Below are 24,267 nucleotides of genomic sequence, written 5' to 3' on the forward strand. Positions count from 1 at the left end.
CTTTAATGGTTGTTCCTTTCAAGAAACGTACAACGAAGCAATAAATTATTTACACAAGCAAAATAGATCAATTAATAAATATTATTGGTATTAACTTGCTTCATTATGGCGCAAAAGTTAAATAATGCCTCGGGTGTCTATCACAACTTTGGTAGCAAATTTAGTACGGTCGGTTGCTTTGAATTGTTTATGGTCCACTAACACAACGATCACATTCGCTTTTTCCAATGCATCTTCGAGTGTGGTTAATTTCACACCAGACTTAGATAAGGACGCAGGTAAGGTTTTAATATTTGGCTCAACGGCAAGAATATCACCAAAACCTTTAGCAACCAGATCTTCCACAATGTCCAATGCAGGACTTTCACGTAGGTCATCAATGTCTGCTTTAAATGCTAACCCCAAGCAAGCAATCATAGGGTGTTTGAATTGATCAGCCGCTTTATAAATTTGATCAACTACGTAATGTGGTTTGGCATCGTTAGTTAAACGCGCTTGTTTGATTATATTCGCCTGTTCAGGACAGCTATCAACGATAAACCATGGGTCAACAGCAATACAATGCCCACCAACACCCGGACCAGGGTTTAAAATATTCACTCGCGGATGGCGGTTGGCTAGTTTAATTAACTCCCACACATTGATTTTCAATTGGTCACAAATCACCGATAACTCATTCGCAAAAGCAATATTCACATCGCGAAATGAGTTCTCTGTTAATTTTGCCATCTCAGCAGTACGCGCATTGGTCACAATGCACTCACCACGTACAAATTTTGCATATAACATGGTCGCTAACTTGCTACATGTACTCGACATCCCACCAATAACACGGTCATTAGACACAAGTTCATGCAACACATGTCCAGGCAATACACGCTCTGGACAATGTGCAACTTTAATATCAGCAAGGTCACCTTTATCTTGCGGGAAAGACAGGTCTGGTCGAGCTGCTTTTAACCAAGCAGCTAATTTTTCAGTCGTCCCCACTGGCGAAGTTGACTCTAAAATAACTAGGTTACCTTTAGCGAGTACTGGCGCAATCATCTGAGCAGCAGATTCAATGAAAGAGATATCGGGAGTAGGTATTCCGCCTTCGTTTAACGTTAAAGGAGTAGGTACTGCAACCATAAATACATCAGCAGGCTCTGCTTTAGTTGTCGCACGTAATTTACCTGTGGTGACCACACTGCGCACCACGATATCTAAATCAGGTTCAACAATATGAATTTTACCAGCGTTGATCGTTTCAACAGCTTCACTATTTACATCTACACCTATTACATCCATACCGCGTGAAGCGATCACTGCAGCAGTGGGTAATCCAATATATCCTAGTCCAATCACTGAGACCGTCTGAAATGGCATAATTAATCCTTTAATAATTCGTTTACTATTCGTGCACAGGCTAAACCATCCCCATAGGGGTTATGTGCTTTAGCCATGGTTTGATAACTGTCTTTTTCTGTTAATAACAGCAAGGTTTCCTCAGTAATACTTTGCACATTTGTCCCAACTAACTTTACTGTGCCAGCAGTAATTGCTTCAGGACGTTCCGTGGTGTCCCGCATCACAAGTACAGGCTTACCTAAAGATGGCGCTTCCTCTTGTACACCGCCAGAATCCGTGATGATTAAATAACACCGAACCATCAAGTAAACAAAAGGTAAATACTCTTGAGGTTCAATTAAATATACGTTGTTAAATTTACCTAATAAGCGGTTAACAGGCTCTCTCACATTAGGATTTAAATGCATCGGGTATACTATTTGTACGTCAGGCTGTGCTTTGGCAATATTGGCTAAGGCTTCACAAATACGTTCAAATCCATTCCCAAAACTTTCTCGTCTGTGGCCTGTCACTAAGATCATCTTTTTATTTTTATCTAAAAAGGAGAATTGAGCATCCAAATGCTGTTGTAAACGAGTGTCAGACAGTAATTTATTTTTTACCCATAACAATGCATCTATAACGGTATTACCTGTTACCGTAATATGCGCATCTGGCACATGCTCTTTTTCTAGGTTCTTTTTGGATAATTCAGTAGGTGCAAAATGATAACGGGTTAATACTGCCGTCAATCTTCTGTTCGCCTCTTCAGGCCAAGGGGAATAAAGGTTACCTGTACGCAAGCCTGCCTCTACATGACCTATTTTAATATTATTATAGAATGCAGCTAATGAAGCAGAGAAAGTAGTGGTTGTGTCGCCATGTACCAACACAACATCAGGTTGAAACTCATCAAGGACAGGTTTTAAACCACCTAAAATGCCTTCGGTCACATCAAATAGGTCCTGCCCCATTTTCATAATGTTTAAATCATAATCTGGAGTAATAGCAAATAGAGCTAATACCTGATCTAGCATTTCTCTATGCTGAGCCGTGACGCAGACTTTACTCTCTATATTTGGTTCAGCCGCTAATCGATGGACTAGTGGCGCCATTTTAATCGCTTCTGGACGAGTCCCAAAAACGGTTAATACTTTTTTCATGAATCACCCATTGAAATGGTATTAATTATAATAAGAACGACATAAATTGGGAAAGTAGAGAATACTTCCCTGTACATAAAGACAAGAAAACCAATCAATAGGACGCTAAGGACGGTTAATAAGATAACATTCTTGTAATATATATAAAAAGTCAATTTTTTAGAGATGCAGTATACAAATTATGCCCACTTAAGTATCTACTCATTAAGATAGAGAAATACACCTAACTAGCTATTCTCTCATGATATTTAATGATGAAGACAGGTTAAACTTTGAAACTTATTTTCATCTGTTAGCTGTAACTCAAAGTACCCTCTTACTCCTAATTGCGTAAAGAATGGGACAAAGCGCATTGCAGGCAACTGAATAGTCGCGCCTTGTTCACTGCGTACTTTAACCACTGTGTTAGGTACTCGGTATAACTTTTCAAACTCTTGATAATTGATATTAATTCTAAAATGGTATGACTGCATTAACTTTCCCTCGCTAAGGTTAAATGCGTATATCGCCCCAAGGAAGCATAGGGCTCTTGGTGACAATAGGTCATTTCCATACTTAAAATCTGTTCAAAATCATTTTCAGCCACCTCAGGTGATTTCATATAATCGTGAATAACACGCACTCCAGTTTTACGTAGGGTTTGCATCTTAGCTTGTGTAAGCCAATCTACCACATCTCTTTCATATAGCGGGTTAGTTGGCGATAAACGCACTACTTTTTTGCGAGGCATGCCTAATTCTACAAAATTCAAGTTACCTGATACTAGATTAAAAAAGCGTTGTGCTTCCTTGTTATAAAACATCAATGACAACAAACCATCATCCTTAAGCCAATCTAACAAGTTTAATAAGGTGGCTTTCGGTTCTGCTAACCACTCTAATACGGCATGATTAAGAATAAGATCAAATTGCCCAGAAACATATTCTGGAAGCGATTGAATTGAGCAATGTAATAAGGTCACATTGTGTTGATAATCTTGTCCTTCCAGCTGTTTTTTTGCTACTTTTAATAATTCACCAGAAATATCACATAACACAACTTGGTGTCCTAATGCGGCGAGTTTTTGACTAAAAAAACCAAAACCTCCACCTGCATCTAAGACTCTAAGAACAGGTTTATTTAAGCGCTGTATACAATATTCCAGTTCTCGCCAAACCACTTCTTTACGGATTTCACCTTTGTCACTCCCGTAAATGTTTTTTACAAATTTTTCTGCGATTGGGTCAAAATTATGGTCACTCACTGCTATTTCTCGTCTATTCTTTAAAGCCATTAACTCATACCAATCATGCTAATTAACGGTTCTATTTACTGGTTAAAAATTTACTGGTTAAAAACTTATTTATGCGTTGTTATTTCATTCATAGAGTAACTGTTTAATTAAAATGACGCCTTACACTGAGTCAGTTTTTCTGCGCAAATTAAGCTCATTTACTTTAATATGATTGGTATAAGCTAGTATACGGGATATAACTGAATTATTGTTAACAATCATCAACATAAGCCAATGAGCTTATTACTAAATTGACTATTCACTTAGTGTTATAAAAAGTGATATTGTAGAGCAAGTCATTTCTAAAAAATACCTAACAAAGTGAGCTAAATAAAAACAGTCAACGTATTATGCTAATTGATTAACAATAACGCTAAGCTATTGATTAAAATATTTTAAATATATAAATAACAAAAGGAAGCACAATGGAGTTTATAATAAAAAAATGGATCGGCGGATTATTAATGCCACTGCCTTTCGCTTTATTATTATTGTTTGCCAGCCTTTTAATGCTGTTTTTTAGTGATCGCCAAGTCATAGCCAAACTACTAACACTGTGCAGCTTCTTAATCTTGTTTAGCTTTAGTTTACTGCCTAGTGCTTATCATCTAACCAAACCCTTAGAGCGACAATACCCCCCCTTATTAAAAGCCGATCAATCTTTCGATTATATTTTAGTATTAGGCTCTTCAGGTATTGATGACCCAAATCTACCTATTACCGGACAACTTTCGGCAACCGCATTAAGTCGTTTTAGTGAGGTGTTGCGTTTACATTATGCCAATCCTGATGCCATGATAATTGTTTCGGGATCGGGGTTTGGTGATACACAAAGTCATGCTCAACTTTTAGAGCAACTTGCCGTTACCTTACAGATCCCAAAACAGAAGATAATTCGCCTAGATTACACACTTGATACCGCGCAAGAAGCAAAAGTGATGTCATTGATTATTGATGGTAAAAAAGCAGCCTTAGTGACGTCAGCAACACATATGCCAAGAGCAATGCAATTGTTTAAGCGTTTCCATCAATCCCCTACTCCGGCTCCAGCCATGTATCTGGCTAAAGACCATAGCAATGGTTTGCCTTGGTACAATTACATTCCATCAGCTTACCAGTTGTATAAATCAGAACGCTCTATGCATGAATATTTAGGGCAATTACAGCAGTGGTTACTTAAGAAGATGCGTGAAGAGGATATATTACCAGCAGAAACGACCATAGAATAAAGCAAGCCTATCACTAAGCTTGCTTTTAATAGCTTTATACCAATTAAATTGATTCGTTAATGAGTATGATTGGTATTAGACCAATTGAGAGGGTCTTTTGATCACAGCTTGCCCTACCACAACATGTTGACCATTAAAGGTCATTGTTGGTGACCCATAAAGCTCATAACCTTCACTTAATGCTTTAGTAATACGCTTACAAAACTCTGAATCATCTTTACCCGTAATTAATCTATAGTTATCAATTGAATGTGGCATTTTCCAGTATCCTTTTCGTAATTTATGAACGTAACTTCAGGATACGACTTTTTAGCTAGAATCACCTATTAATTTTCAAAAAAACTGTGAATTAACAAACCACTTGCATAAAAAAACGGCATATTTAATGCCGTTTTTCGATAATCTGCTTTTAAAGCTTAAATTATTACCAAGGTCTGATGACTAAGGTCTATATACCTTCACATTTTCAAAACCAGCTTCTTTTAAGTATAAGGCTTGTAATTGACTCATCACGCCACGGTCGCAGTAAAGCAAATAGGTTTTACTTTGATCTAAGCTTTCAAATTTAGATGCTAGCTTGAAGAAAGGTAGATGTTCAACTTTTACATCATCAAGTTCTAATGGTTGGTCTTCTTGCTCTTCTGCAGAACGGATATCTAATATCACTTCGTCAGCAGTAAAGGCAGATACAGACTCTACCTCAGAAACTTGTTCTTTAGCTGCTGTCGCTATCTCCTTGATATCTAATGTTGCTGCATCGGCAACAACTTGATCAATCAGTGACATATCAAAGTTAGCTTCCTCTTTCTCAACTTTGGCCATCACCGCTTTCACAGTAGGACGTTGAGAAATAACACCACAATATTCAGGGATAGTTTCAGATATTTCAGCAGTACCAATTTCACGAGCGCAATCGATAATTTCTTGTTTATCCGTTGCGACTAATGGACGTAAAATTAAAGTCTCTGTCACTTGATCGATAACCGAAAGGTTACGCAATGTTTGACTTGAAACTTGACCTAACGCTTCACCCGTCACTAAACCTTCAATCGCTAAATTATCAGCGACTTTACTTGCGGCGCGCATCATCATACGTTTTAACACAACACCCATTTGGCCGTTATCTACTTTTTCAAGGATCTCAGCAACAACGGGTTCAAAAGGGACAGAAACAAACTTAACACGGTGTGAAGCGCCAAAACGCTCCCACAAATGATAAGCCACTTGCTTCACGCCAATTTCGTGTGCCGCACCGCCAAGATTAAAGAAGCAGTAATGTACACGTGAACCACGTTTCAATAACTTGTAACTCGACACACCTGAATCAAAACCACCTGAGATAAGCGATAATACAGACTCTTGTGTACCTAATGGGAACCCACCCAGCCCTTGATGACGTTGGTCAATCATAAACAATTTATCGTCGTTTATTTCAATATTGACCGTCACATCAGGATTTTTTAATTTAACAGAAACAGCTTCAGTATGTTGGTTTAAACCACCACCCACGTAACGCTCTACTTCGTTTGAGCCAAAGTCATGTGTACCAATTCGTTTTGCACGAACACAAAAGGTTTTTCCCGCTAAGCTATCACCAAAACATGCTTTTGTTTGTTCATAAATATCATGAATATCCGTAAATTTAGATTCAGTGACTTCTAAAAAGTGTGCGATACCTGGCGTACTTTTTAGATAATGAATCACTGTTGCTTTATTATCTGGATCATCGTTAGTACTGCGCACGATGATTTTATCCCACTCTAGAATTACCTTAATATCTTCGTCATGACGAGTTAATACATTACGGATATTTCCCTGTAACATTTTACTAAAGCGCTTACGCACAGGTTTACTTTTCATCATGATTTCAGGAAAAAGCTTAACGATAAATTTCATGGGGGTACCAACTTTGGATTCAGGACTGTGTTAATTTTAAGAAGTGCGGATTATACGCTGTCAATTGCAGTGTGCAATGTTTATACCTATTACTCACTTTTTAAAGTAGTTAGGTTCACTTCACAACTACCTTTATCAGTCGCAATATAAAAAACATTATCAGTAATAGTAATACTAAAATCCATAGTACGTTCAACTAATGCGGCAAAAGCCTGAATCTGTTCAAACTCAAATTGATAAACCTGCGCTTTAGTTGTATTAAACTCTTTCTCAGATTGTTTCCACCACACATTGGACTTAGTATTAAAGGTATACACTTTCACGCTTTTAGCTTGATGGCAGGCTTTTCTAATTCGCTCAAATGCAGGTTCACCCACATCAATCCAACACAAAAACTCGTCGCTGTAATTTTTTGCCCAGATATCAGGATCGTCGACTTCACTTAACCCTTTCGTAAAGCTGAGAAACTCTTGATTATTTAATACAAAAGCTAATGTTCGGGTCACCATACGTTCAGTGGTTTCCGATGGATGTTGAGCGATAGTTAAGGGAATACTTTCATAAACATCATCGTCTAAATTAGAGACATTGATGTTCATTTTAATAATAGTCGGCTTTAGTGCCATTTTGCTTTCTCCAAAAAAAAACCACGTTATATAACGTGGTTTAACATTATTTAATCATTGATTAACAATGATTATACAGGCATTTTAGCCAATTCTTCACAAACCATATCACCGAATTCAGCAGTACTTACTAAGTTTGCTTCACCTTCTTTAGATAGGTCTGATGTTGAATAACCGTTTGCAAAAACACTTTGCATTGCTGCCCACAGGTTTTTCGCTTCTTTTTCCATACCAAAGCTCATTTCTAGCATTAACGCCACAGAACCGATCATTGAGTATGGGTTAGCAATACCTTTACCAGCAATATCTGGCGCAGAACCGTGCGATGGTTCGTAGTATGACTTTTCAGGGCCTTTACAAGCTGAAGGCATAAGGCCTAGAGAACCTAAGATGCCGCCGCCTTGGTCACTTAAGATATCACCAAACATGTTTTCCATTACCATCACGTCAAACATAGTTGGTTTTAGACATAAGTATGTTGCAGCAGCATCAACAAGAATATTGATCACTTCAACTTCAGGGAAGTTTTTGCTTTCTTCTTCAACGATTTCATTCCATAAAACACTTGATTTTAATACGTTTGATTTATGGATGTTGTGCATTACTTTTTTGCGTTTCATTGACACTTCAAAACCAACGCGAATGATTTGGCGAATTTGATCTTCATCGTATTCTAATACTTCACGAACAAAACGCTTACCTTCAGCGTCAACACCCGTTTCTTTCTCACCAAAGTATAAACCACCGACTAATTCACGGATTAGCATGATATCGATACCGTCACCCACTACAGACTCTTTTAATGGAGAAAAGTGAGCAAGGCCTTTTGGTAGGTATACAGGGCGGAAGTTAGCATAAGTATTATAACGACGACGTAGTGGTAATAATGCGCCACGCTCAGGTTGCTCATCAACTGGAATCTTTTGAGAATCTTCGTGATTTAAACCAATCGTACCTTTTAAGATTGCATCTGCTTTATCACAAGCCGCTTTTGTTTCTTCAGGGAAAGATTTTCCAGTTGCAAAGTAAGCAGCAGCACCAAATAATACGTCGTTTAATTCAAAGTTAACGTCAGCGTTACGCGCTTCAACTAGTTTTAAAACCTTTACCGCTTCCTTCATAACTTCAGGACCGATGCCGTCACCAGCTAATAAAGCAATGTTATATGTAGTCATTATAATTCCCTAAATGATATTCGATTGTTTTTCTTGGGGCACATCATAAGGTATAACTGGCGAGAATTTCAATGCAAGATGATAATTTTTACAATTTAATGAAGATAATAAGAAGATTTGAAGTCGTAAAATATTGGATTGATTGACAATACTCCAGTAATCAGATCAATCATCTGATTACTGGAAAGTGAAGTTACACCGCTAAAATACACGCAGTAGCATGACTTTCACTGCCCTTTAAAGGTGTTTCGCATTGACTACAATTAGACTCAGCAATCGGGCAACGTGTCCTAAACACACAACCCGATGGTGGGTTCATCGGTGATGGCAAATCCCCTTCTAACATTTGCACTTTTTTATTTCGTTCAATGTTAGGATCAGGAATGGGCACAGCCGACATCAAGGCTTTGGTGTATGGGTGTTTAGGATCGGCAAACAGCTCTTCTGAAGTACCAAATTCGACTGCGTTGCCTAAATACATAACCAACACGCGATCTGAAATGTGTTTCACCACAGATAAATCATGCGCAATAAATATCAGGCTTAGCCCTAACTCTTTCTGTAAGGATTTGAGTAAATTCACCACCTGAGCTTGAATTGAGACATCTAACGCAGACACAGGCTCATCACAGATGATCATTTTTGGTTTCAGGATTAATGCGCGAGCAATACCAATACGCTGACACTGACCACCAGAAAACTCATGTGGATATCGATTAATGACATTAGGCAATAACCCTACCTTATCCATGATCTCCTTAACCTGTGCTTTCACTTCTTCTTTACTTAATTTTGGATAAAAAGTACGCAATGGTTCAGCGATAATATCACCCACATTCATACGTGGATTTAAAGACGCTAAAGGATCTTGGAAAATCATTTGAATCTGCTTACGTTTATCACGCATCGCTTTTTCGCTCAAACTGGCAAGGTCTTCACCTAACCAAACGACTTGCCCAGAACTAACTGGTACTAAACCAATAATAGCGCGAGCAAGGGTTGATTTCCCACAACCAGACTCACCTACAACGCCTAAGGTCTCACCTTCATAAAGCTTAAGATCAATGCCATCGACTGCTTTTAATGGGGTTGGTTTCGCCCAAGGTAACAGTGATTTAGAAGGGATATTAAACTGTACTTTTAATGATTTAATATCGAGTATTAATTTTTTATCTGCTTCCATTACCATGACTCCCAATTAGAAAAACAGGCACGTGAACGCCCTTCTGCAAACGCGGTTAACTGTGGTGTTTGATCGCATTCGCCCTGCACTACTCGATGACAGCGATCTTGGTAAGGACAGCCTTGTGGTAAATTTAATAAGTTAGGTGGATTACCGGGAATGGTGGGTAATTCATCCGCTTGACTATCTAAGCGTGGAATGGCTTTCAATAACCCTTCCGTATAAGGATGGCTTGGTTTGTAAAAAATTTCGTTTACTGAACCGTACTCCATTGTGCGCCCAGCATACATCACTAGCACTTTGTCACAACTTCCCGCAACAACGCCTAAGTCATGAGTGATCATAATAATCGCTGTATTAAACTTATGCTTTAACTCATTCAGAAGATCCATGATTTGTGCTTGAATGGTCACATCGAGTGCGGTAGTTGGTTCATCGGCAATAAGTAACTTAGGGCGACATAATAACGCCATGGCAATCATGACTCGTTGACGCATCCCACCAGAAAATTCATGAGGGTACATATTAATACGGCTTCGTGCTTCAGGTATTTTAACCGCTTCAAGCATTTCTACCGATTCTTCAAAAGCGGCTTTTTTACTCAAGCCTTTATGTAGAATCAGTACTTCCATCATTTGAGCACTGACTTTCATATAAGGATTCAATGATGTCATTGGGTCTTGAAAGATCATGGCTATTTGTTCTGCGCGGACTTTATTTAACGCTTTTTCAGGTAGGTTAAGAATTTCATTTCCTTCAAACTTTGCGCTCCCAGAAATGATCCCATTTTTGGCCAATAATCCCATTAAGGCAAATACCGTCTGTGATTTTCCAGACCCTGATTCCCCTACAATACCTAACGTTTCACCCTGTTGAAGTGAAAAAGTTAAATCATTAACGGCTGTTACATTACCATCTTGGGTAGTGAACTCCACACGGAGATCTTGTACATCTAATAAACTCATTTTTTGTTTCCTTAATGCAACTATCGGTCTTTTGGATCTAACGCATCGCGTAGACCATCACCAATGTAGTTAAAACAAAATAACGTCACTACCATAAAAGCAGCGGGAAATCCTAATTGCCAAATGGCCACTTCCATACTTTGGGCACCTTCTTGTAATAAAGCCCCCCAACTGGTCATGGGCTCTTGCACACCTAAGCCTAAAAAGCTTAAAAAAGATTCAGTAAGGATCATGCTTGGTACTAACAGTGTTGAGTAAACAGCAACGATTCCCAATACATTAGGAATAATATGACGGCGAATGATATTCCACTTGCTCACGCCAGAGACATGTGCCGCTTCAATGAACTCTTTGCCACGCAAACTCAGAGTTTGACCACGCACAATACGCGCCATATCCAACCAAGCAATCGCACCAATAGCGACAAAAATCAGTACAATATTTCGACCAAAAAATGTAACTAATACAATGACCAAAAACATAAATGGAATCGCATATAAAATTTCTAGAATTCGCATCATAATACGGTCTACTCTGCCGCCAATGAAGCCTGAAGTAGCGCCATATACCGTGCCAATGATCACTGCTACAAGCGCACCTAACACCCCTACCATCATGGAAATACGACCGCCAATAAAGGTACGGACAAAGAGGTCTCGGCCTAAACTATCAGTACCAAATAAGTGCGTAGCAGAGGGGCCTTCATGCAACGCGTACCAATCGGTGTCGTCATAAGCAAATTCCGCCACCATCGGGACAAAAATAACGGCCAATACTATCAAGACTAAAATGACTAAACTGACCATCGCAGCTTTGTTGCGCATAAAACGGATTCGAGCATCTTGCCAAAGGCTGCGGCCTTGTATTTCTAGATTGCTAGAGAAGGCTTCTACTGCTTCCACATTTTGTTTTTTCGTAAACATCTACTCAGTCCTTAATAGCGAATTTTTGGATCAACATACGCCAATAAAATATCGACAATGGCGTTAAATACGATAAACAACAATCCAATTAAAATGGTGATCCCCATGACTAACGAGTAATCTCGATTAAATGCTGCATTAACAAACAGTTTGCCAATACCGGGTAAACCAAAGATGGTTTCAATCACCACGGACCCCGTAATAATCCCAACAAAGGCAGGCCCCATATAAGAAACAACAGGTAACATGGCAGGTTTTAAGGCATGGCGCAGTACAATATAAGAGAAGCTTAAGCCTTTTGCGCGGGCTGTTCTGATGAAGTTACTATTGAGCGTTTCAATCATGCTGCCACGTGTAATACGCGCAAAAGTTGCCACATACATCATGGCCATCCCTAACACAGGCAACACCATGTATTTCAACGATCCATCAAACCATCCACCAGCTGGGAACCAACCTAAGCCAATGGAAAAGATATAAATAAGTACAGGTGCTAATACAAAGGATGGCATTACAATGCCGAGCATCGACGTTGACATTAAGCCATAATCAAGCCATGTATTTTGCTTTAGTGCCGCAATGGTGCCAATTGCAACACCACACACTAGGGCAAAGATAAAAGCAAACGCACCAATTTTTGCTGAAACGGGTAAAGCAGCAACCACCAACTCATTAACGGTAAAGTCTTGGTATTTAAATGATGGTCCTAAATCACCTTGTAGCACATTGGTTAAATAGGTGGTGTATTGTTCAAAAACAGGTTTGTCCAAACCATATTTTGCATTGATGTTTTGCATTACCTGCGGGGGGAGTTCACGTTCACTTGAAAAAGGACTTCCTGGTGCAAAGCGCATCAAAAAGAAAGAAACAGTAATTAAAACTAGTAATGTTGGAATAGCCTCAATGACTCTCTTTAAGATAAATTTAAACATAACATTCTCAGTTTATAGGTCACAAAAAATACGCCGACGCATAGTGTCAGTGTATTTAATATGACTAAAAAATGGGTAATGAGGGAGCTAGCCCCTCAGCTTAAAGTAGTATAAAAAAGTAACGCCTAGTCTGCGATGATGTACATATTTTTAGAGTAGTTTTTATCTTCAGCATTGTGATGGGCATAACCACCTACATGCGGGTTAAGTAGACGAGCTTTAACATATTGATAGATTGGAATAATTGGCATATCTTTAGCCAGTAAGGCTTCTTGTGCATAATATAGCTTCTGGCGCTCTTCCTCTGAAGTACTGAGAATCGCTTGTTCCGTTAGCTTATCGTACTCTGCACTTTTATAATGTACGCCACCAGTGGTGTTGTTACCTTCCATTAACGAAGTGAAAGTAGACGCTTCATTGTAGTCACCACACCATGAAGCACGTGCAGCTTGGAAGTTACCTTGATTTTTAGTTTCTAGGTAAGTTTTCCACTCTTGATTTTCTAACGTCACTTCAACACCTAGGGTTTTCTTCCACATTGAGCCGATTGCAACGGCTAATTTTTTGTGGTTTTCACTGGTATTGTAAAGTAGCGAAAACTTAAGTGGATTAGCTGCGTTATAACCGGCTTCTTCTAATAATTTCTTAGCTTCTGCATTACGCTCTTTTTGAGTGAGTTTTGCATAAGGGGGCAATACAGGATCAAAATGCGCCACAATTTCAGGTGTTAGCCCATAAGCTGGCTTTTCACCTTTACCTAGTAAAAACTTAGCGATGACATCACGATCGACGGCATAAGACACGGCTTTACGTACACGTAGATCGTCAAAAGGTGGTTTATGCGTGTTTAAACTATAGTAGTAAGTACACAGGTCGCCTTTTATCGCCAAAGACTCTGCATGCTCTTTCTTCAAGCGTTTAAAATGCTCATTAGGTACGTCGTAAGTCATATCGATTTCACCGGCTAGAAAACGATTCATTTCCGCTACATAATTTTCAAGTGGAAGGTAAGTCACTTTGGTCAAAACGGTTTTATCGTTATCCCAGTAGTATTTATTAGGCGTCATTTCGATGCGTTCATTCACTACCCATTTACTCATCACAAAGGCGCCATTACCCACGAAGTTTTCAGGTTTAGTCCATTGCTCACCATATTTTTCAACCGTTGCTTGATGCACTGGCATCATTGTAGTGTGACCCATCATCATCACGAAATAAGGAACAGGTGTCGCTAATTTAACTTCAAAGGTGTAATCATCTATTGCTTTAACCCCTAATGTACTTTTATCTTTTTTACCTGCAATAATATCCGATGCATTCAACATCGTTGTCATATCCAGATACCACGAATAAGGGGAAGCTGTTGCAGGGTCTACGGCACGTTGAAAACTATATACAAAATCATGAGCGGTAACAGGGTCACCATTAGACCATTTAGCATTTTTACGAAGATGAAAAGTAAAGGTTTTATTGTCCGTTGTTTCCCAACTTTCAGCAACGCCTGGAATGGTATTACCCTCTGCATCCTGGGTCACTAATCCTTCTAACAAATCTAAAATAACATTAGATTCAGGCACGCCTTGTGTTTTATGCGGATCAATGGAAGCGACTTCTGAGCCATTACCTTTAACTAATTCCTGTTTTGCTGCTAGTTTAGTGCCAGCAGGTACATCCGCTGCAATGGCATTAAAAGAAGTAGCAGAAAAAGTAAGGCCTAGACTAACGAGTAATGCTTTAGTTATTTTATTTTTATTCACATTTAATTCCTTTAATTGTAGTTAACTTCCAATTGCTCATATTATTTTTATACTTTTTGTTGAGGTACTGAGCCACTCTAAAAACGTGACTTTTATTGGGTAAGCAACAGTCAATGTGGCTGAAGTAAAGCAATATAGAGGCCAATAAAAAAGGCTTTCAAAATCATAGATATAATTTTTAAAGTCTTTTATATCTTTATTATTTGCACCAATATGTTACTTACATTTCATCAATCCAACGCGTTCAGAACCGTAAAATATTATTGATACAATATCAAAAATATTTTACTCACTGATAAAAGTAATATGAGTCACTTTGACGTTATTTTTATGAAGCATCTATTCGAAGTCAAACACTGTAATAGAAAAATAAATAGATATTTTTGATCCAGTGCATAAAAATAACTTTTCAATAATTTCGGCAGTAAGTTACTGAACTATTCGCTGTTTGTTAATGAACATGGTCAGTCTTTAACCATATTAATTACAAATTAATCAATACGTTAACATTATTTTTTTGAGCACTAAGGAACATACACCCTTAAAACTATCATTCAAATCATTAAAAGTGATGGAATGCATAAATATTTTTTATGCGCAATGATTTTTGGGCGTAATAAATAACGACTTTATGCCCTGATAAATAGCGTTGTAGTCAGGTAATTTCTCATAAAATAATGAATAGAAAAGGCGAGTTCAACGGGTAAACAGAAGGATATTTTCAGGTTAAGGTCATTTAATGAAACGAGTAAAAAGTAAATCGAAAGAAGCCATAGAGGTGATCAGCAATATAGTCTCTATGGCAGGTTGATTAGCGTTATTAATCGCTTATTACACCGGATTAGGAATATCAACAAAAATGACATCAAAGCCCATATTACTTGCTAACCATTCCCCTAATGCTTTTGCGCCATAACGTTCAGTTGCATGATGACCCGCTGCAAAGTAATGAATGCCCATCTCTTTTGCAATATGTGTAGTTCGCTCTGAAATTTCACCACTAATAAAAGCATCAATTCCCTGTTCAGCAGCGATGGTAATATAATCTTGTCCACCACCAGTACACCAAGCGATGGTTTTTATCTCTGGCTTACCACCATCAATCCATAAAGGTTCACGGTTTAATTGCTGTGTAATAGTCTCTGATAATGCTTGTGGTGTAACAGCTTGCTCAAATTTACCAACGCGACCAACACTGCGTTTATCCCAAGGCTCTAAAGGACGTCTATCGGTAATACCTAATAATTTAGCAAGTTGTGCGTTATTACCTAACTCAGGATGTACATCTAAAGGCAGATGATAAGCATACAGGTTAATACCATTTTCAATTAAGGCCTTAATACGATTGTATTTCATGCCCACTATCTGCTGTGCTTCACCTTTCCAGAAGTAACCGTGATGCACTAAAATTGCATCGGCATTTAATTCAACGGCGGCATCAATTAACGCTTGATTAGCTGTCACACCTGTTACTATTTTTTTTACTTGCTCTCGGCCTTCAATTTGTAAGCCATTAGGGCAATAATCTTTAAATTGGTGGATTTCTAAAAATTGATCTAGTTTGTTGGCAAGTTTACGATTGTTCATAGGCTTCACTTTTAAATTAGGAGACTTTAGTTATAACCTACCATGATAAAGGTAAAGATTACTTTTGAACATATTCAAAGGCACCAATATCTGGCTTTTCACCAGAATAAGCTAAGGAAATTTGATCTCCTTTTTTCCAAGTAACAGCTTTATCCAGATAAAGTTGTCGTTGTTCATTATCAACTTTCACTATCTGTGCTGATTGCAAACTAGCTGTTTCCTTTGAAAGGATCATCACCTTATCTCCGGAGATTCCTGCAATGCCCTGTCCATCAAAGAAGAACTGACTATCTGCAACGGTCAATACATCACCTGTATCATTGTCACTGGTGATTTCTGTCAATAACACGCCTTTGTCAATCATAGGGCTCGCTGCACTAAGTTGATAATCACCCTTGGCTGAATTAACAAAGAGTGGGTCTTGAGCCAAACTATCTTTAAACTGTACCGGGATAAAACTGCCCTCAAAGTCATAAACACTCATAGCAGGACTTTTGCCCCATAAACCAATCACCTTATCACTGTTGGTGTTACCTATATTATTGTTTAAGAACCATTGGTCACCTTGCTTAGCCACAAAGAGGATCTGCTGAGTACCTTGATCTTTACATTGGTTCTTGGTTAACCCTTGATTGTTCCAAAGTAAATTATTAACAAACTGGTTATCTTCGAAGCGTTTTTTCCAACGCCCTATTGCAATCCCAACACACCAGTTATCATGAAAAGTGTTGTTATAAATACGATTCCCATAATTATAAGCCGCTTCCGTTTGATAGCTCGACAAACTAAATCCCACATTCGTGTGGTAGAAAAGGTTAAAACGCACAATTCCCTGTTGCCCAGCGTATTGGATACCGTTGCCGCCACTGGCAGAATAATACCGTACAGCATCTTTAAAGATATTATGCTCAATCAGATTATGTTTACTAGCATCTAACACAGGTTGAATCTGTTTAAACTGCCCATTGCCATGCCAATTCATGGTCGCTGACTCACAATCAAATACAGAGCCAATTTTCTGCTTTTTGTTACTGAAAACATTGCCTCTAATCACATTAAAATTACCACACTTTATATTCCATAGATCATGGCCAGCTAATGACATCTCGTTACCTTCGACCAGATTGTAGTTGGAGTGCACTAAGGCTAAGAGATCCGTGCCCTTCTGAAAGTGGTTATTAAGAATGCTATTGTGATCACTAAAAGCAATGTATAAACCGCCACGTTTACTTGCCCCTTTACCGTTATTATAAAGACTAGAACCACTGAAGTGATTATCAGAAAAGATATTATGATGGGCATTAATAAAGCGCCCAAATCCAATGCTCTTTTCTACTGTTAATCCATTAACTAAATTATAAGAAACTTCATCTAACCATATAGCACCGTATTGTTCGCCTTGATCCTGAGAATTGACGCCGGAAATAACCACTTTTTCATCTTGATAGGTAACAAAGCCGATATAAGCAGATGCTGTTCCACTTTTGGTCAAATGTAGTACTTGCTGATAACGGCCAGCACGAATCAAAAAAAGATCGCCCGGCTCGGCCATCGCCGTTGCTTCAGCCAAGTTAGTAACTGCTAAATGCAGGCCATTAGCACAGTGGCGGCGAGCCGTATCATAGTTTTCACAAGCTTGTTTAAGCTGCCGATCAACAAAGATTGTGCGAGTAAAATGAGGGATGGAAAAGCGTTGTACTATGTCTATAAACTGTGACGTAACAAAACCATTGGCTTGTACTGATAAAGTTGCTAACAGTAACAAACAACCCACCATCAATAGATAAAGACTACGTAGCATCTTTCTACTCCTTAGGAAATTGTTTTAAGGCGCTGACAAGTTGTTTTTGATTGTCTTGCTGCTGGTCATATAAAGCCGCTTGTGACAACCTAGCTAAACGCTCGCAAGCTGTATCAAGTTGTGGCTGCACACCCCTTAAGCGTAAGCAAAACTGAGCAATCGTTTCACTATTTTCTCGTTGTACTTGCCACTGTTGGCAAGTGTTATCAAAGGTTTTTAATGCCTGCTGTAAGGGAGTTCGTGCTTGCCATTTAGGGCGAATAACAAAAACGATATAAGCCCCCATTAAACTGCCCAGAAACAGTAAAAAGATTAAACCAATACGCCATGGCTCTTTACCACCAAACAACTGTTTAAGTAATTGGCTTTGTTGCTGCGCATCATAACTGAGCACCCAACGGCTCCATAAATAGTTTGCGGCATCAAAACGATGACGTAAATTGGTTAGCCATTGCGGCGCACTAAATTGCCCTGCGGCGACTCTATTTCTATCATCAGCTTGTAACGCATTATCTATACCTTGTTCCACTCGCTGCGGTGCCACAGCGCTAGTTGGATCAACACGCAGCCAGCCAATGCCAGCTAACCACACCTCTGTCCATGCGTGGGCATCGGCTTGACGAATACTCCAATAATTTTCAGATGCATCGTAACGCCCGCCTTGGTATCCAACCACCACCCTTGCTGGGATATCTGCGGCACGCATTAACACCGTAAAGCTACTAGCGAAATGCTCACAAAACCCTTGCTTAGAAGAAAATAAAAAGTCATCAACACTATTTTCACCTAGTAATGGTGGGCTTAACGTATAGTGGAAGTCTTGATGATAAAAAGCCAAGGCTTTATTAATGATCTCTTCAGCAGAGTCTGATGCTTGGCGCCAGCTTTCTGCCAACGCCACAGTTTTAGGATTAAAACCAATAGGTAATGCCGTTAACTGCTGCCTCTGTTGTTTTGATAAGGCTTTGTAAACAGTCTCTCGAGGTCTAATACTACTCACTTGATATTGTAAACGAGTGGTCAATGGCTCTCTTGTTATCAATAACCCTTCACTGGTAATACGTGAGCGTACCGACCCTGTATCTGATTTTATTGGTTCCGCTAAACTAAATAACCAAGGGTAACGGTGTGGCTCTATCAAGATTTCATAATTAACCGTCGATTGACTTGCTCCATTAGGCACAGGTGCTCCCGCAAATTGCAAGTGAGACTGTCGCGCCCATGTTCGACCATCAAAGGTATCTAATATTAACCCTCGCCAATACAATTCACTTTGTCTCGGCGTAGTCTCATCAAGAAAAGTCACTCTAAATGCTGTTCCCGTTGATTGTACTAAACTCCCTATATCACCAGGTGATAAGGTTTCACTAAATCCTGTTTGTGCCTGTTGATTTAATAAAGGCGTATGCCATAACGGACCAAGACGAGGCATTACCACAAACATCACCAACATTAATGGTATCGCTTGTAATAATAACAGCCCGCCTCCAGTTAGCTTTTGTTTAACCGGTAACTCACGTGTCACATAAATAGTTTTCCAGGCGGTGATCAGCACAACACAAGAAAAAGCGGCATACAAGGTCGCCCATATCGATTGTACAAATAAAAACTGGGCGGCAACGGCAATAAAACCGATACAAATAATTAATAAACCATCTTTTCTACTGCGCAGCTCTAATAGTTTAATGATAAAGGTAAACACTAAAAAGCCTACCATGGCTTCCACACCATAAGCGCCTTGATAATTCAAAAACAAGCCAACAATCGCCAATGCACTAATCAAGAATTTACTGATGCTATTAGGAAATGGTCGTTTCCCCTTAAAAATTTGATAACGCCAATATAATGCACCGCCCCATATCAACCATAACCATAAGGGTAACTGAAATAATAGGGGTAATATCACCACTCCTTGTGCGATCAATAACCACAATAAATTGTCATGTCGAATCAACTGCTGTTGCTGGAAAATATCCTGTGGAGTGTGCATAGTATTAAACACCTCGTGCAAGATTAAAGCGTGCTAATAGCGTCAGCACTGTTAAACGATGTTGCTCACCGATGGCTGGTTTTATCTGAGTATCTGGCATGATTAAACCGTAAGGTTGCTGAGTGCGCTCAAAATGAAGTACCCAATAACAGATTGCACTTAATCTTTGCTCAACTTCGAAGTGGGCAAAGTCTTGCCAATCCAACCAACAATCTTGATGTAATTGCGCACTATATTGTTTGGAATATAAACCTTTTTCGCGGGCATAATGCTTCCAGGCTATATGTTTGATCGGATCTCCAGGACGATAAACTTTCAATCCATCAAAATCCTCCATACCTTGCCCTCCTGTACCATGTTCTCCAGCATTTCCGCAGCCTAACTGCACCGGAAAAGGCACTTTCAATGGACGAGGAAATACCACCGCAGAAGTTTGTAAATTAACCCAAGTCCAGCAACGTATCACCCCTAGAGGGAAACGACTTTCAATTAATAACTTGCCTGGCGTTAATATGCCTCGCTTTTGAGCATCTAGTGCGACCTGTATCGGTAACACTTGACCTGGTTGAAGATCAAAACAAGCCGCTTCTCCTTGCCACCAGCGAATGGTTAAGTTTTCATAATGCTTATGCTGTGCAGCCGAAAGCTGTAAACTAAAATAAGCGGTTTCATTAGCAAATACAGGCTTAACACCTAATACTTTAATGGTTAAGCCCGCTAAATTGGCATAGGTATGAAAAATGGCGACCATCATTAAACTGACTAACAGGTAACTTAAGGCCAAAACGAGGTTATTTTGATAGCTGGTGCCCAACAACCAAAGAATACTACTTAAAGTAAATACACAAAGCCCAGTTAAGCTTGGGAATATATATAAGTTTCTTCTATTCAAAGCGACTGTTGTGGCCACTGGATTACGTATATCTACCCAACTAAAAAAGAGCGCTTGCAACACCTTTATTGGAGAGAATAACCTGTTAGTTAGGTTTAACATCCGTTAGATTACCGCAACCGATGCTAAGAGATAGTCGATAAGATTATTATGCTCATGCCCTTGCTCTACTTCATCACCTCGTACTCTATGGCCTAATACAGCGGGCGCCACCGCTTGAATATCTTCTGGGATCACATAATCTCGATCTGCTAATAATGCCCAAGCTTTCGCTGCGCTTAGCCATGCCAGTGCCCCGCGTGGCGATAATCCATAGGTGAAACGACCATCTTCACGGGTAAAGGTCACTAACTTTTGTAGATAATCTAATAATGGATCACTGCAACGCACTAACGTCACCTGTTGTTGTAATGACTGAAGCTGTTGATGTGTTAAGACTGGTTGCATCTCATTAATACGGCTGCGTGGATCTATACCCTGTAGTAATAAACGCTCTGATTGTTGATCTGGGTAACCTAAACTGAGGCGCATTAAAAACCGATCGAGTTGCGATTCAGGTAACATAAAAGTACCCGATTGAGAGGTCGGGTTTTGCGTGGCAATCACAAAAAAAGGAGTCGGTAATTGGCGAGTTTCTCCCTCTATGCTGACTTGTCCCTCTTCCATCGCTTCTAATAAGGCGCTTTGTGTTTTTGGTGTACTACGGTTAATTTCATCGGCCAATAATAACTGAGTAAAAATAGGACCAGGATGAAAGTTGAAAGTTGATTGTTGTTTATCAAATACTGCAGCACCAAGAATATCGGCAGGCAATAGATCACTGGTAAACTGCACTCGCTGGTAATCTAACCCAAGTACTTTTCCTAAGCAGTGGGCTAAAGTGGTTTTACCCATTCCCGGTAAATCTTCTATTAACAGGTGTCCGCGACCAATCAAACACGCGATGGCTAATTTAACCTGTTGATCTTTTCCTAATAATACATGACTAACCGCGGTAACAAGCTCACTCAGCAATGGTTGCATTGATAATCCCTATCATAATGATACCGATCTTATACCAATTGTATTAAATAACTGATCTAAATTTTGCGCCGGAAAAATGGCTTAGTTTGAGGCGTAAGTTGATGTAAATGGTTGTTCCCTATACGAAACTTACAACGAAAAAATAAGTTGTTTTAACAAGTAAAATAGATCAGTTACTTACTATGATTGGTATTATTAATCGGTATTACAGTTATATTAAATATTGCTAATCATAATAGAGTAGTTATTAACGTTAATGAAGTGTTTTAAATAATTGAAAATTAATAAAAGATATTTTGATAGGAAGGTTAATTAAAGCGTAAAGAATCACAATATTAGTTGAATAATGATCACTTACTAAACAAAAAGTAAATAACCATATTCAACTAATCGCACCAGTTACCGCTCACGACTAATGAACGTAACTATTAGGAATGATAAATGAAAACTGACTGCCTTCGCCCACATTACTTTCAATTTGCAACTGAGTATCATAATGGGATAAAGCATGCTTAACAATTGACAAACCTAGCCCTGAACCACCAGTATCTCGTGAACGTGATGCATCCACACGATAAAAACGTTCTGTTAAATGCAATATATGCTCAGACGCAATACCATCACCTGTATCCATCACACAGAAATAAGCGCCTTCTGGTAATTTTTTCCATAACACTTTAATACTGCCACCTTCTGGTGTGTAATTAATGGCATTATAAACCAAGTTAGCCATGGCACTTCTTAACTGCATTTCATCACCAACAACCGACAATTTAGGATCCACTTTAAATTGAACAGATTGCGACTTTTTACGCCCGAGTGTCACCGCTTCATTTTCAATTTGAGTTAATAAAGCCGGGATATTAATACTTTCATAGAAATCTAAGGTCGCAGCACCTTCAATTTTTGAAAGGGTCATTAACTGTTCAACCAGAGAGCACATTCTCGCCGTTTGTTGATCTAATACGTTGATGGTCTTTAACTGCATTTTATTGTCTTGAGCGCTCATCTCTAAAATTTCAATATAGCCCTGTAATACCGTTAATGGCGTACGCAGCTCATGAGAAACATTAGCGACAAAGTTACGTCTTGTTTCATCCATTTGACGATAACTTGTTACGTCACGGACAATCAATAAACGCTGATTTTTAGCGTAGGGCATAACCCTAAACTCAAGTATTTTTTCAATATTAATAGGAGAGATAAGATCCAATGGTTCGTTATAAGCTTCACTACGTAAATACTCAACAAAATCAGGGTGGCGGATCAGATTAGTAATTTTATCACCAGCATCATCAGGCCATTTAAAACCCAGCTGATATTGTGCTAAGCGATTACACCAAACAATTTCACCATCACTTTTAAAGACAACAACCGCATCTGGCAATGCTTCTGAACCTTCACGAAATCGGCTGATTACATTGGCTAAACGGTTACGTCGTTTACGATTTCGTTGTTGCATATTGTGAATACCAATATAGGCATGTTCCCATACTGATTTACCTTGTGGCAACACCGTACTTCTACTCACCCACAACCAATCATTTAATTTTTTAAGAAAATAATAGTGCCAGCCAATATGCACTATGGTAGAAACTAACAATAACTCCACTAACCAACCGGTTATTAAACCTAGAATAATAACGGGCACATAGATAAGGAAAATGGCCCAGGACAACTGTTTCCATGTATATACTTTCAAATGCACTACTCTACATTAGGACGACTATTCTTCGTCATTTATTACTTTTATTCACAACACTTAAACCGACTATGAACGCGTTGAAAAACGGTATCCAGCACCACGAACAGTTTGCACTAAATGGTCATGATCAACTAATGCTTTTCGTAAACGACGAATATGAACATCAACGGTGCGATCTTCAACATATACATTAGTGCCCCATACATTATTTAGCAATTGTTCACGGCTATAAACTCGTTCAGGGTGAGTCATGAAAAAATGTAATAATTTAAACTCAGTAGGCCCCATTTCTAAAGCTGAATTATTTAACGTTGCACGATGTGAAACTGGATCTAACTTTAATTTACCCACTTTCAACGTGTCATCTAATGACGTTGGGTTTACACGACGCATTACGGTTTTCAAACGTGCCATCAGCTCTTTAGGAGAGAAAGGCTTAGTGACATAATCATCAGCACCATTTTCTAAACCACGTACTTTATCTTCTTCTTCACCACGTGCGGTTAACATCACAACAGGTATTTGACGTAAGATTTCATCTTGTTTGAGGAATTTAAGTAACTGAATACCACTGCCCCCAGGGAACATCCAATCTAATAAAATCAGATCTGGATATGGTTCATGTAAGTGGGTGATTGCAGCTTGATAGTTATCAGCTTCTAAGGTTTCATAGCCATGTTGCTCTAATACAAAACTTAACATATCTCTGATTGCAACTTCATCTTCAACTACTAAAATTCGACTCGCCATTAACTCTACCTACCATTATGTATTGTAAATTACAGTATTATCACCATCTAACATTACATTTATATTAC

21 protein-coding genes are annotated in these 24,267 nt (G+C 38.9%); 1 reads left to right on the forward strand and 20 read right to left on the reverse strand.

Annotated features, from left to right (window positions below; translation table 11 throughout):
• Window positions 1-117: 117 nt before the first annotated feature.
• The 4 genes from wecC to DS885_RS01820 form a co-directional block, all read right to left on the reverse strand.
• Entirely contained in the window at window positions 118-1,368 is a 1,251-nt protein-coding gene (gene wecC / locus DS885_RS01805) for a UDP-N-acetyl-D-mannosamine dehydrogenase (RefSeq protein ID WP_113817693.1), read from the reverse strand.
• A 2-nt stretch (window positions 1,369-1,370) separates the two neighbouring features.
• A complete protein-coding gene (gene wecB / locus DS885_RS01810; RefSeq protein WP_113817694.1) occupies window positions 1,371-2,492 on the reverse strand; it encodes a non-hydrolyzing UDP-N-acetylglucosamine 2-epimerase in 1,122 nt (373 codons plus the stop codon).
• 248 nt (window positions 2,493-2,740) lie between these two features.
• Window positions 2,741-2,965, reverse strand: coding sequence for a DUF2835 domain-containing protein (locus DS885_RS01815; RefSeq protein ID WP_113817695.1), 225 nt, complete (start codon window positions 2,963-2,965; stop codon window positions 2,741-2,743).
• Window positions 2,965-3,735, reverse strand: a complete 771-nt coding sequence (locus tag DS885_RS01820) for a methyltransferase domain-containing protein (protein WP_113817717.1) — start codon at window positions 3,733-3,735, stop codon at window positions 2,965-2,967. Before DS885_RS01820 ends, DS885_RS01815 begins: the two co-directional genes overlap by 1 nt.
• Before the next feature lie 455 nt (window positions 3,736-4,190).
• Here DS885_RS01820 and DS885_RS01825 point away from each other — a divergent pair, with 455 nt between their 5' ends.
• A complete protein-coding gene (locus DS885_RS01825; RefSeq protein WP_113817696.1) occupies window positions 4,191-4,994 on the forward strand; it encodes an ElyC/SanA/YdcF family protein in 804 nt (267 codons plus the stop codon).
• Between the two features lie 75 nt (window positions 4,995-5,069).
• On the opposite strand, the gene DS885_RS01830 is transcribed toward DS885_RS01825, so the two are convergent.
• The 16 genes from DS885_RS01830 to phoB form a co-directional block, all read right to left on the reverse strand.
• Window positions 5,070-5,252, reverse strand: coding sequence for a DUF1737 domain-containing protein (locus DS885_RS01830; RefSeq protein WP_220149623.1), 183 nt, complete (start codon window positions 5,250-5,252; stop codon window positions 5,070-5,072).
• Between the two features lie 183 nt (window positions 5,253-5,435).
• Window positions 5,436-6,890, reverse strand: coding sequence for a tRNA uracil 4-sulfurtransferase ThiI (gene thiI / locus DS885_RS01835; protein WP_113817697.1), 1,455 nt, complete (start codon window positions 6,888-6,890; stop codon window positions 5,436-5,438).
• A gap of 89 nt (window positions 6,891-6,979) precedes the next feature.
• Entirely contained in the window at window positions 6,980-7,516 is a 537-nt protein-coding gene (locus DS885_RS01840) for a YaeQ family protein (protein ID WP_113817698.1), read from the reverse strand.
• A gap of 71 nt (window positions 7,517-7,587) precedes the next feature.
• Window positions 7,588-8,691: a 3-isopropylmalate dehydrogenase gene (leuB, locus tag DS885_RS01845; RefSeq protein WP_113817699.1), complete on the reverse strand. Its 1,104-nt coding sequence runs from the start codon at window positions 8,689-8,691 to the stop codon at window positions 7,588-7,590.
• Between the two features lie 193 nt (window positions 8,692-8,884).
• Window positions 8,885-9,874 carry a murein tripeptide/oligopeptide ABC transporter ATP binding protein OppF gene (oppF, locus tag DS885_RS01850; protein WP_113817700.1) on the reverse strand — a complete coding sequence of 330 codons (990 nt, stop codon included), beginning with the start codon at window positions 9,872-9,874 and terminating at the stop codon, window positions 8,885-8,887.
• Window positions 9,874-10,839 (reverse strand): ABC transporter ATP-binding protein, encoded by a 966-nt coding sequence (locus DS885_RS01855; RefSeq protein WP_113817701.1) that lies wholly within the window; start codon window positions 10,837-10,839, stop codon window positions 9,874-9,876. The genes oppF and DS885_RS01855 overlap by 1 nt, the downstream gene beginning before the upstream one ends.
• A 20-nt stretch (window positions 10,840-10,859) precedes the next feature.
• A complete protein-coding gene (gene oppC, locus DS885_RS01860; protein ID WP_113817702.1) occupies window positions 10,860-11,762 on the reverse strand; it encodes an oligopeptide ABC transporter permease OppC in 903 nt (300 codons plus the stop codon).
• A gap of 11 nt (window positions 11,763-11,773) precedes the next feature.
• Window positions 11,774-12,694: an oligopeptide ABC transporter permease OppB gene (gene oppB, locus DS885_RS01865; protein WP_113817703.1), complete on the reverse strand. Its 921-nt coding sequence runs from the start codon at window positions 12,692-12,694 to the stop codon at window positions 11,774-11,776.
• A gap of 125 nt (window positions 12,695-12,819) precedes the next feature.
• Window positions 12,820-14,451 (reverse strand): ABC transporter substrate-binding protein, encoded by a 1,632-nt coding sequence (locus tag DS885_RS01870; protein ID WP_113817704.1) that lies wholly within the window; start codon window positions 14,449-14,451, stop codon window positions 12,820-12,822.
• A gap of 831 nt (window positions 14,452-15,282) precedes the next feature.
• Window positions 15,283-16,038 carry a Nif3-like dinuclear metal center hexameric protein gene (locus DS885_RS01875; RefSeq protein WP_113817705.1) on the reverse strand — a complete coding sequence of 252 codons (756 nt, stop codon included), beginning with the start codon at window positions 16,036-16,038 and terminating at the stop codon, window positions 15,283-15,285.
• 58 nt (window positions 16,039-16,096) lie between these two features.
• Window positions 16,097-17,839, reverse strand: coding sequence for a NosD domain-containing protein (locus tag DS885_RS01880; RefSeq protein ID WP_113817706.1), 1,743 nt, complete (start codon window positions 17,837-17,839; stop codon window positions 16,097-16,099).
• A gap of 4 nt (window positions 17,840-17,843) precedes the next feature.
• Window positions 17,844-19,829, reverse strand: a complete 1,986-nt coding sequence (locus DS885_RS01885) for a transglutaminase family protein (protein WP_113817707.1) — start codon at window positions 19,827-19,829, stop codon at window positions 17,844-17,846.
• A 4-nt stretch (window positions 19,830-19,833) separates the two neighbouring features.
• Window positions 19,834-20,823: a DUF58 domain-containing protein gene (locus DS885_RS01890; protein WP_113817708.1), complete on the reverse strand. Its 990-nt coding sequence runs from the start codon at window positions 20,821-20,823 to the stop codon at window positions 19,834-19,836.
• Window positions 20,824-20,826: 3 nt separating this feature from the next.
• A complete protein-coding gene (locus DS885_RS01895) occupies window positions 20,827-21,744 on the reverse strand; it encodes an AAA family ATPase (protein ID WP_113817709.1) in 918 nt (305 codons plus the stop codon).
• Window positions 21,745-22,156: 412 nt separating this feature from the next.
• Window positions 22,157-23,446 (reverse strand): phosphate regulon sensor histidine kinase PhoR, encoded by a 1,290-nt coding sequence (phoR, locus tag DS885_RS01900; RefSeq protein WP_113817710.1) that lies wholly within the window; start codon window positions 23,444-23,446, stop codon window positions 22,157-22,159.
• Window positions 23,447-23,515: 69 nt separating this feature from the next.
• Complete coding sequence (phoB, locus tag DS885_RS01905; RefSeq protein WP_113817711.1) at window positions 23,516-24,199, reverse strand: phosphate regulon transcriptional regulator PhoB; 684 nt, start codon at window positions 24,197-24,199, stop codon at window positions 23,516-23,518.
• Between the last annotated feature and the right edge of the window lie 68 nt (window positions 24,200-24,267).

This window comes from Psychromonas sp. B3M02 (assembly GCF_003318165.1).
In the GTDB taxonomy this organism is placed as follows: Bacteria; Pseudomonadota; Gammaproteobacteria; order Enterobacterales; family Psychromonadaceae; genus Psychromonas.

What these genes read in the sequence shown, in the direction of transcription:
- wecC (WP_113817693.1), bottom strand. Translation starts at nt 1,368, where the DNA reads ATGCCATTTCAGACGGTCTCAGTGATTGGACTAGGATATATTGGATTA.
- wecB (WP_113817694.1), bottom strand. Translation starts at nt 2,492, where the DNA reads ATGAAAAAAGTATTAACCGTTTTTGGGACTCGTCCAGAAGCGATTAAA.
- DS885_RS01815 (WP_113817695.1), bottom strand. Translation starts at nt 2,965, where the DNA reads ATGCAGTCATACCATTTTAGAATTAATATCAATTATCAAGAGTTTGAA.
- DS885_RS01825 (WP_113817696.1), top strand. Translation starts at nt 4,191, where the DNA reads ATGGAGTTTATAATAAAAAAATGGATCGGCGGATTATTAATGCCACTG.
- DS885_RS01830 (WP_220149623.1), bottom strand. Translation starts at nt 5,252, where the DNA reads ATGCCACATTCAATTGATAACTATAGATTAATTACGGGTAAAGATGAT.
- thiI (WP_113817697.1), bottom strand. Translation starts at nt 6,890, where the DNA reads ATGAAATTTATCGTTAAGCTTTTTCCTGAAATCATGATGAAAAGTAAA.
- DS885_RS01840 (WP_113817698.1), bottom strand. Translation starts at nt 7,516, where the DNA reads ATGGCACTAAAGCCGACTATTATTAAAATGAACATCAATGTCTCTAAT.
- leuB (WP_113817699.1), bottom strand. Translation starts at nt 8,691, where the DNA reads ATGACTACATATAACATTGCTTTATTAGCTGGTGACGGCATCGGTCCT.
- oppF (WP_113817700.1), bottom strand. Translation starts at nt 9,874, where the DNA reads ATGGAAGCAGATAAAAAATTAATACTCGATATTAAATCATTAAAAGTA.
- DS885_RS01855 (WP_113817701.1), bottom strand. Translation starts at nt 10,839, where the DNA reads ATGAGTTTATTAGATGTACAAGATCTCCGTGTGGAGTTCACTACCCAA.
- oppC (WP_113817702.1), bottom strand. Translation starts at nt 11,762, where the DNA reads ATGTTTACGAAAAAACAAAATGTGGAAGCAGTAGAAGCCTTCTCTAGC.
- oppB (WP_113817703.1), bottom strand. Translation starts at nt 12,694, where the DNA reads ATGTTTAAATTTATCTTAAAGAGAGTCATTGAGGCTATTCCAACATTA.
- DS885_RS01875 (WP_113817705.1), bottom strand. Translation starts at nt 16,038, where the DNA reads ATGAACAATCGTAAACTTGCCAACAAACTAGATCAATTTTTAGAAATC.
- DS885_RS01880 (WP_113817706.1), bottom strand. Translation starts at nt 17,839, where the DNA reads ATGCTACGTAGTCTTTATCTATTGATGGTGGGTTGTTTGTTACTGTTA.
- DS885_RS01885 (WP_113817707.1), bottom strand. Translation starts at nt 19,829, where the DNA reads ATGCACACTCCACAGGATATTTTCCAGCAACAGCAGTTGATTCGACAT.
- DS885_RS01890 (WP_113817708.1), bottom strand. Translation starts at nt 20,823, where the DNA reads ATGTTAAACCTAACTAACAGGTTATTCTCTCCAATAAAGGTGTTGCAA.
- DS885_RS01895 (WP_113817709.1), bottom strand. Translation starts at nt 21,744, where the DNA reads ATGCAACCATTGCTGAGTGAGCTTGTTACCGCGGTTAGTCATGTATTA.
- phoB (WP_113817711.1), bottom strand. Translation starts at nt 24,199, where the DNA reads ATGGCGAGTCGAATTTTAGTAGTTGAAGATGAAGTTGCAATCAGAGAT.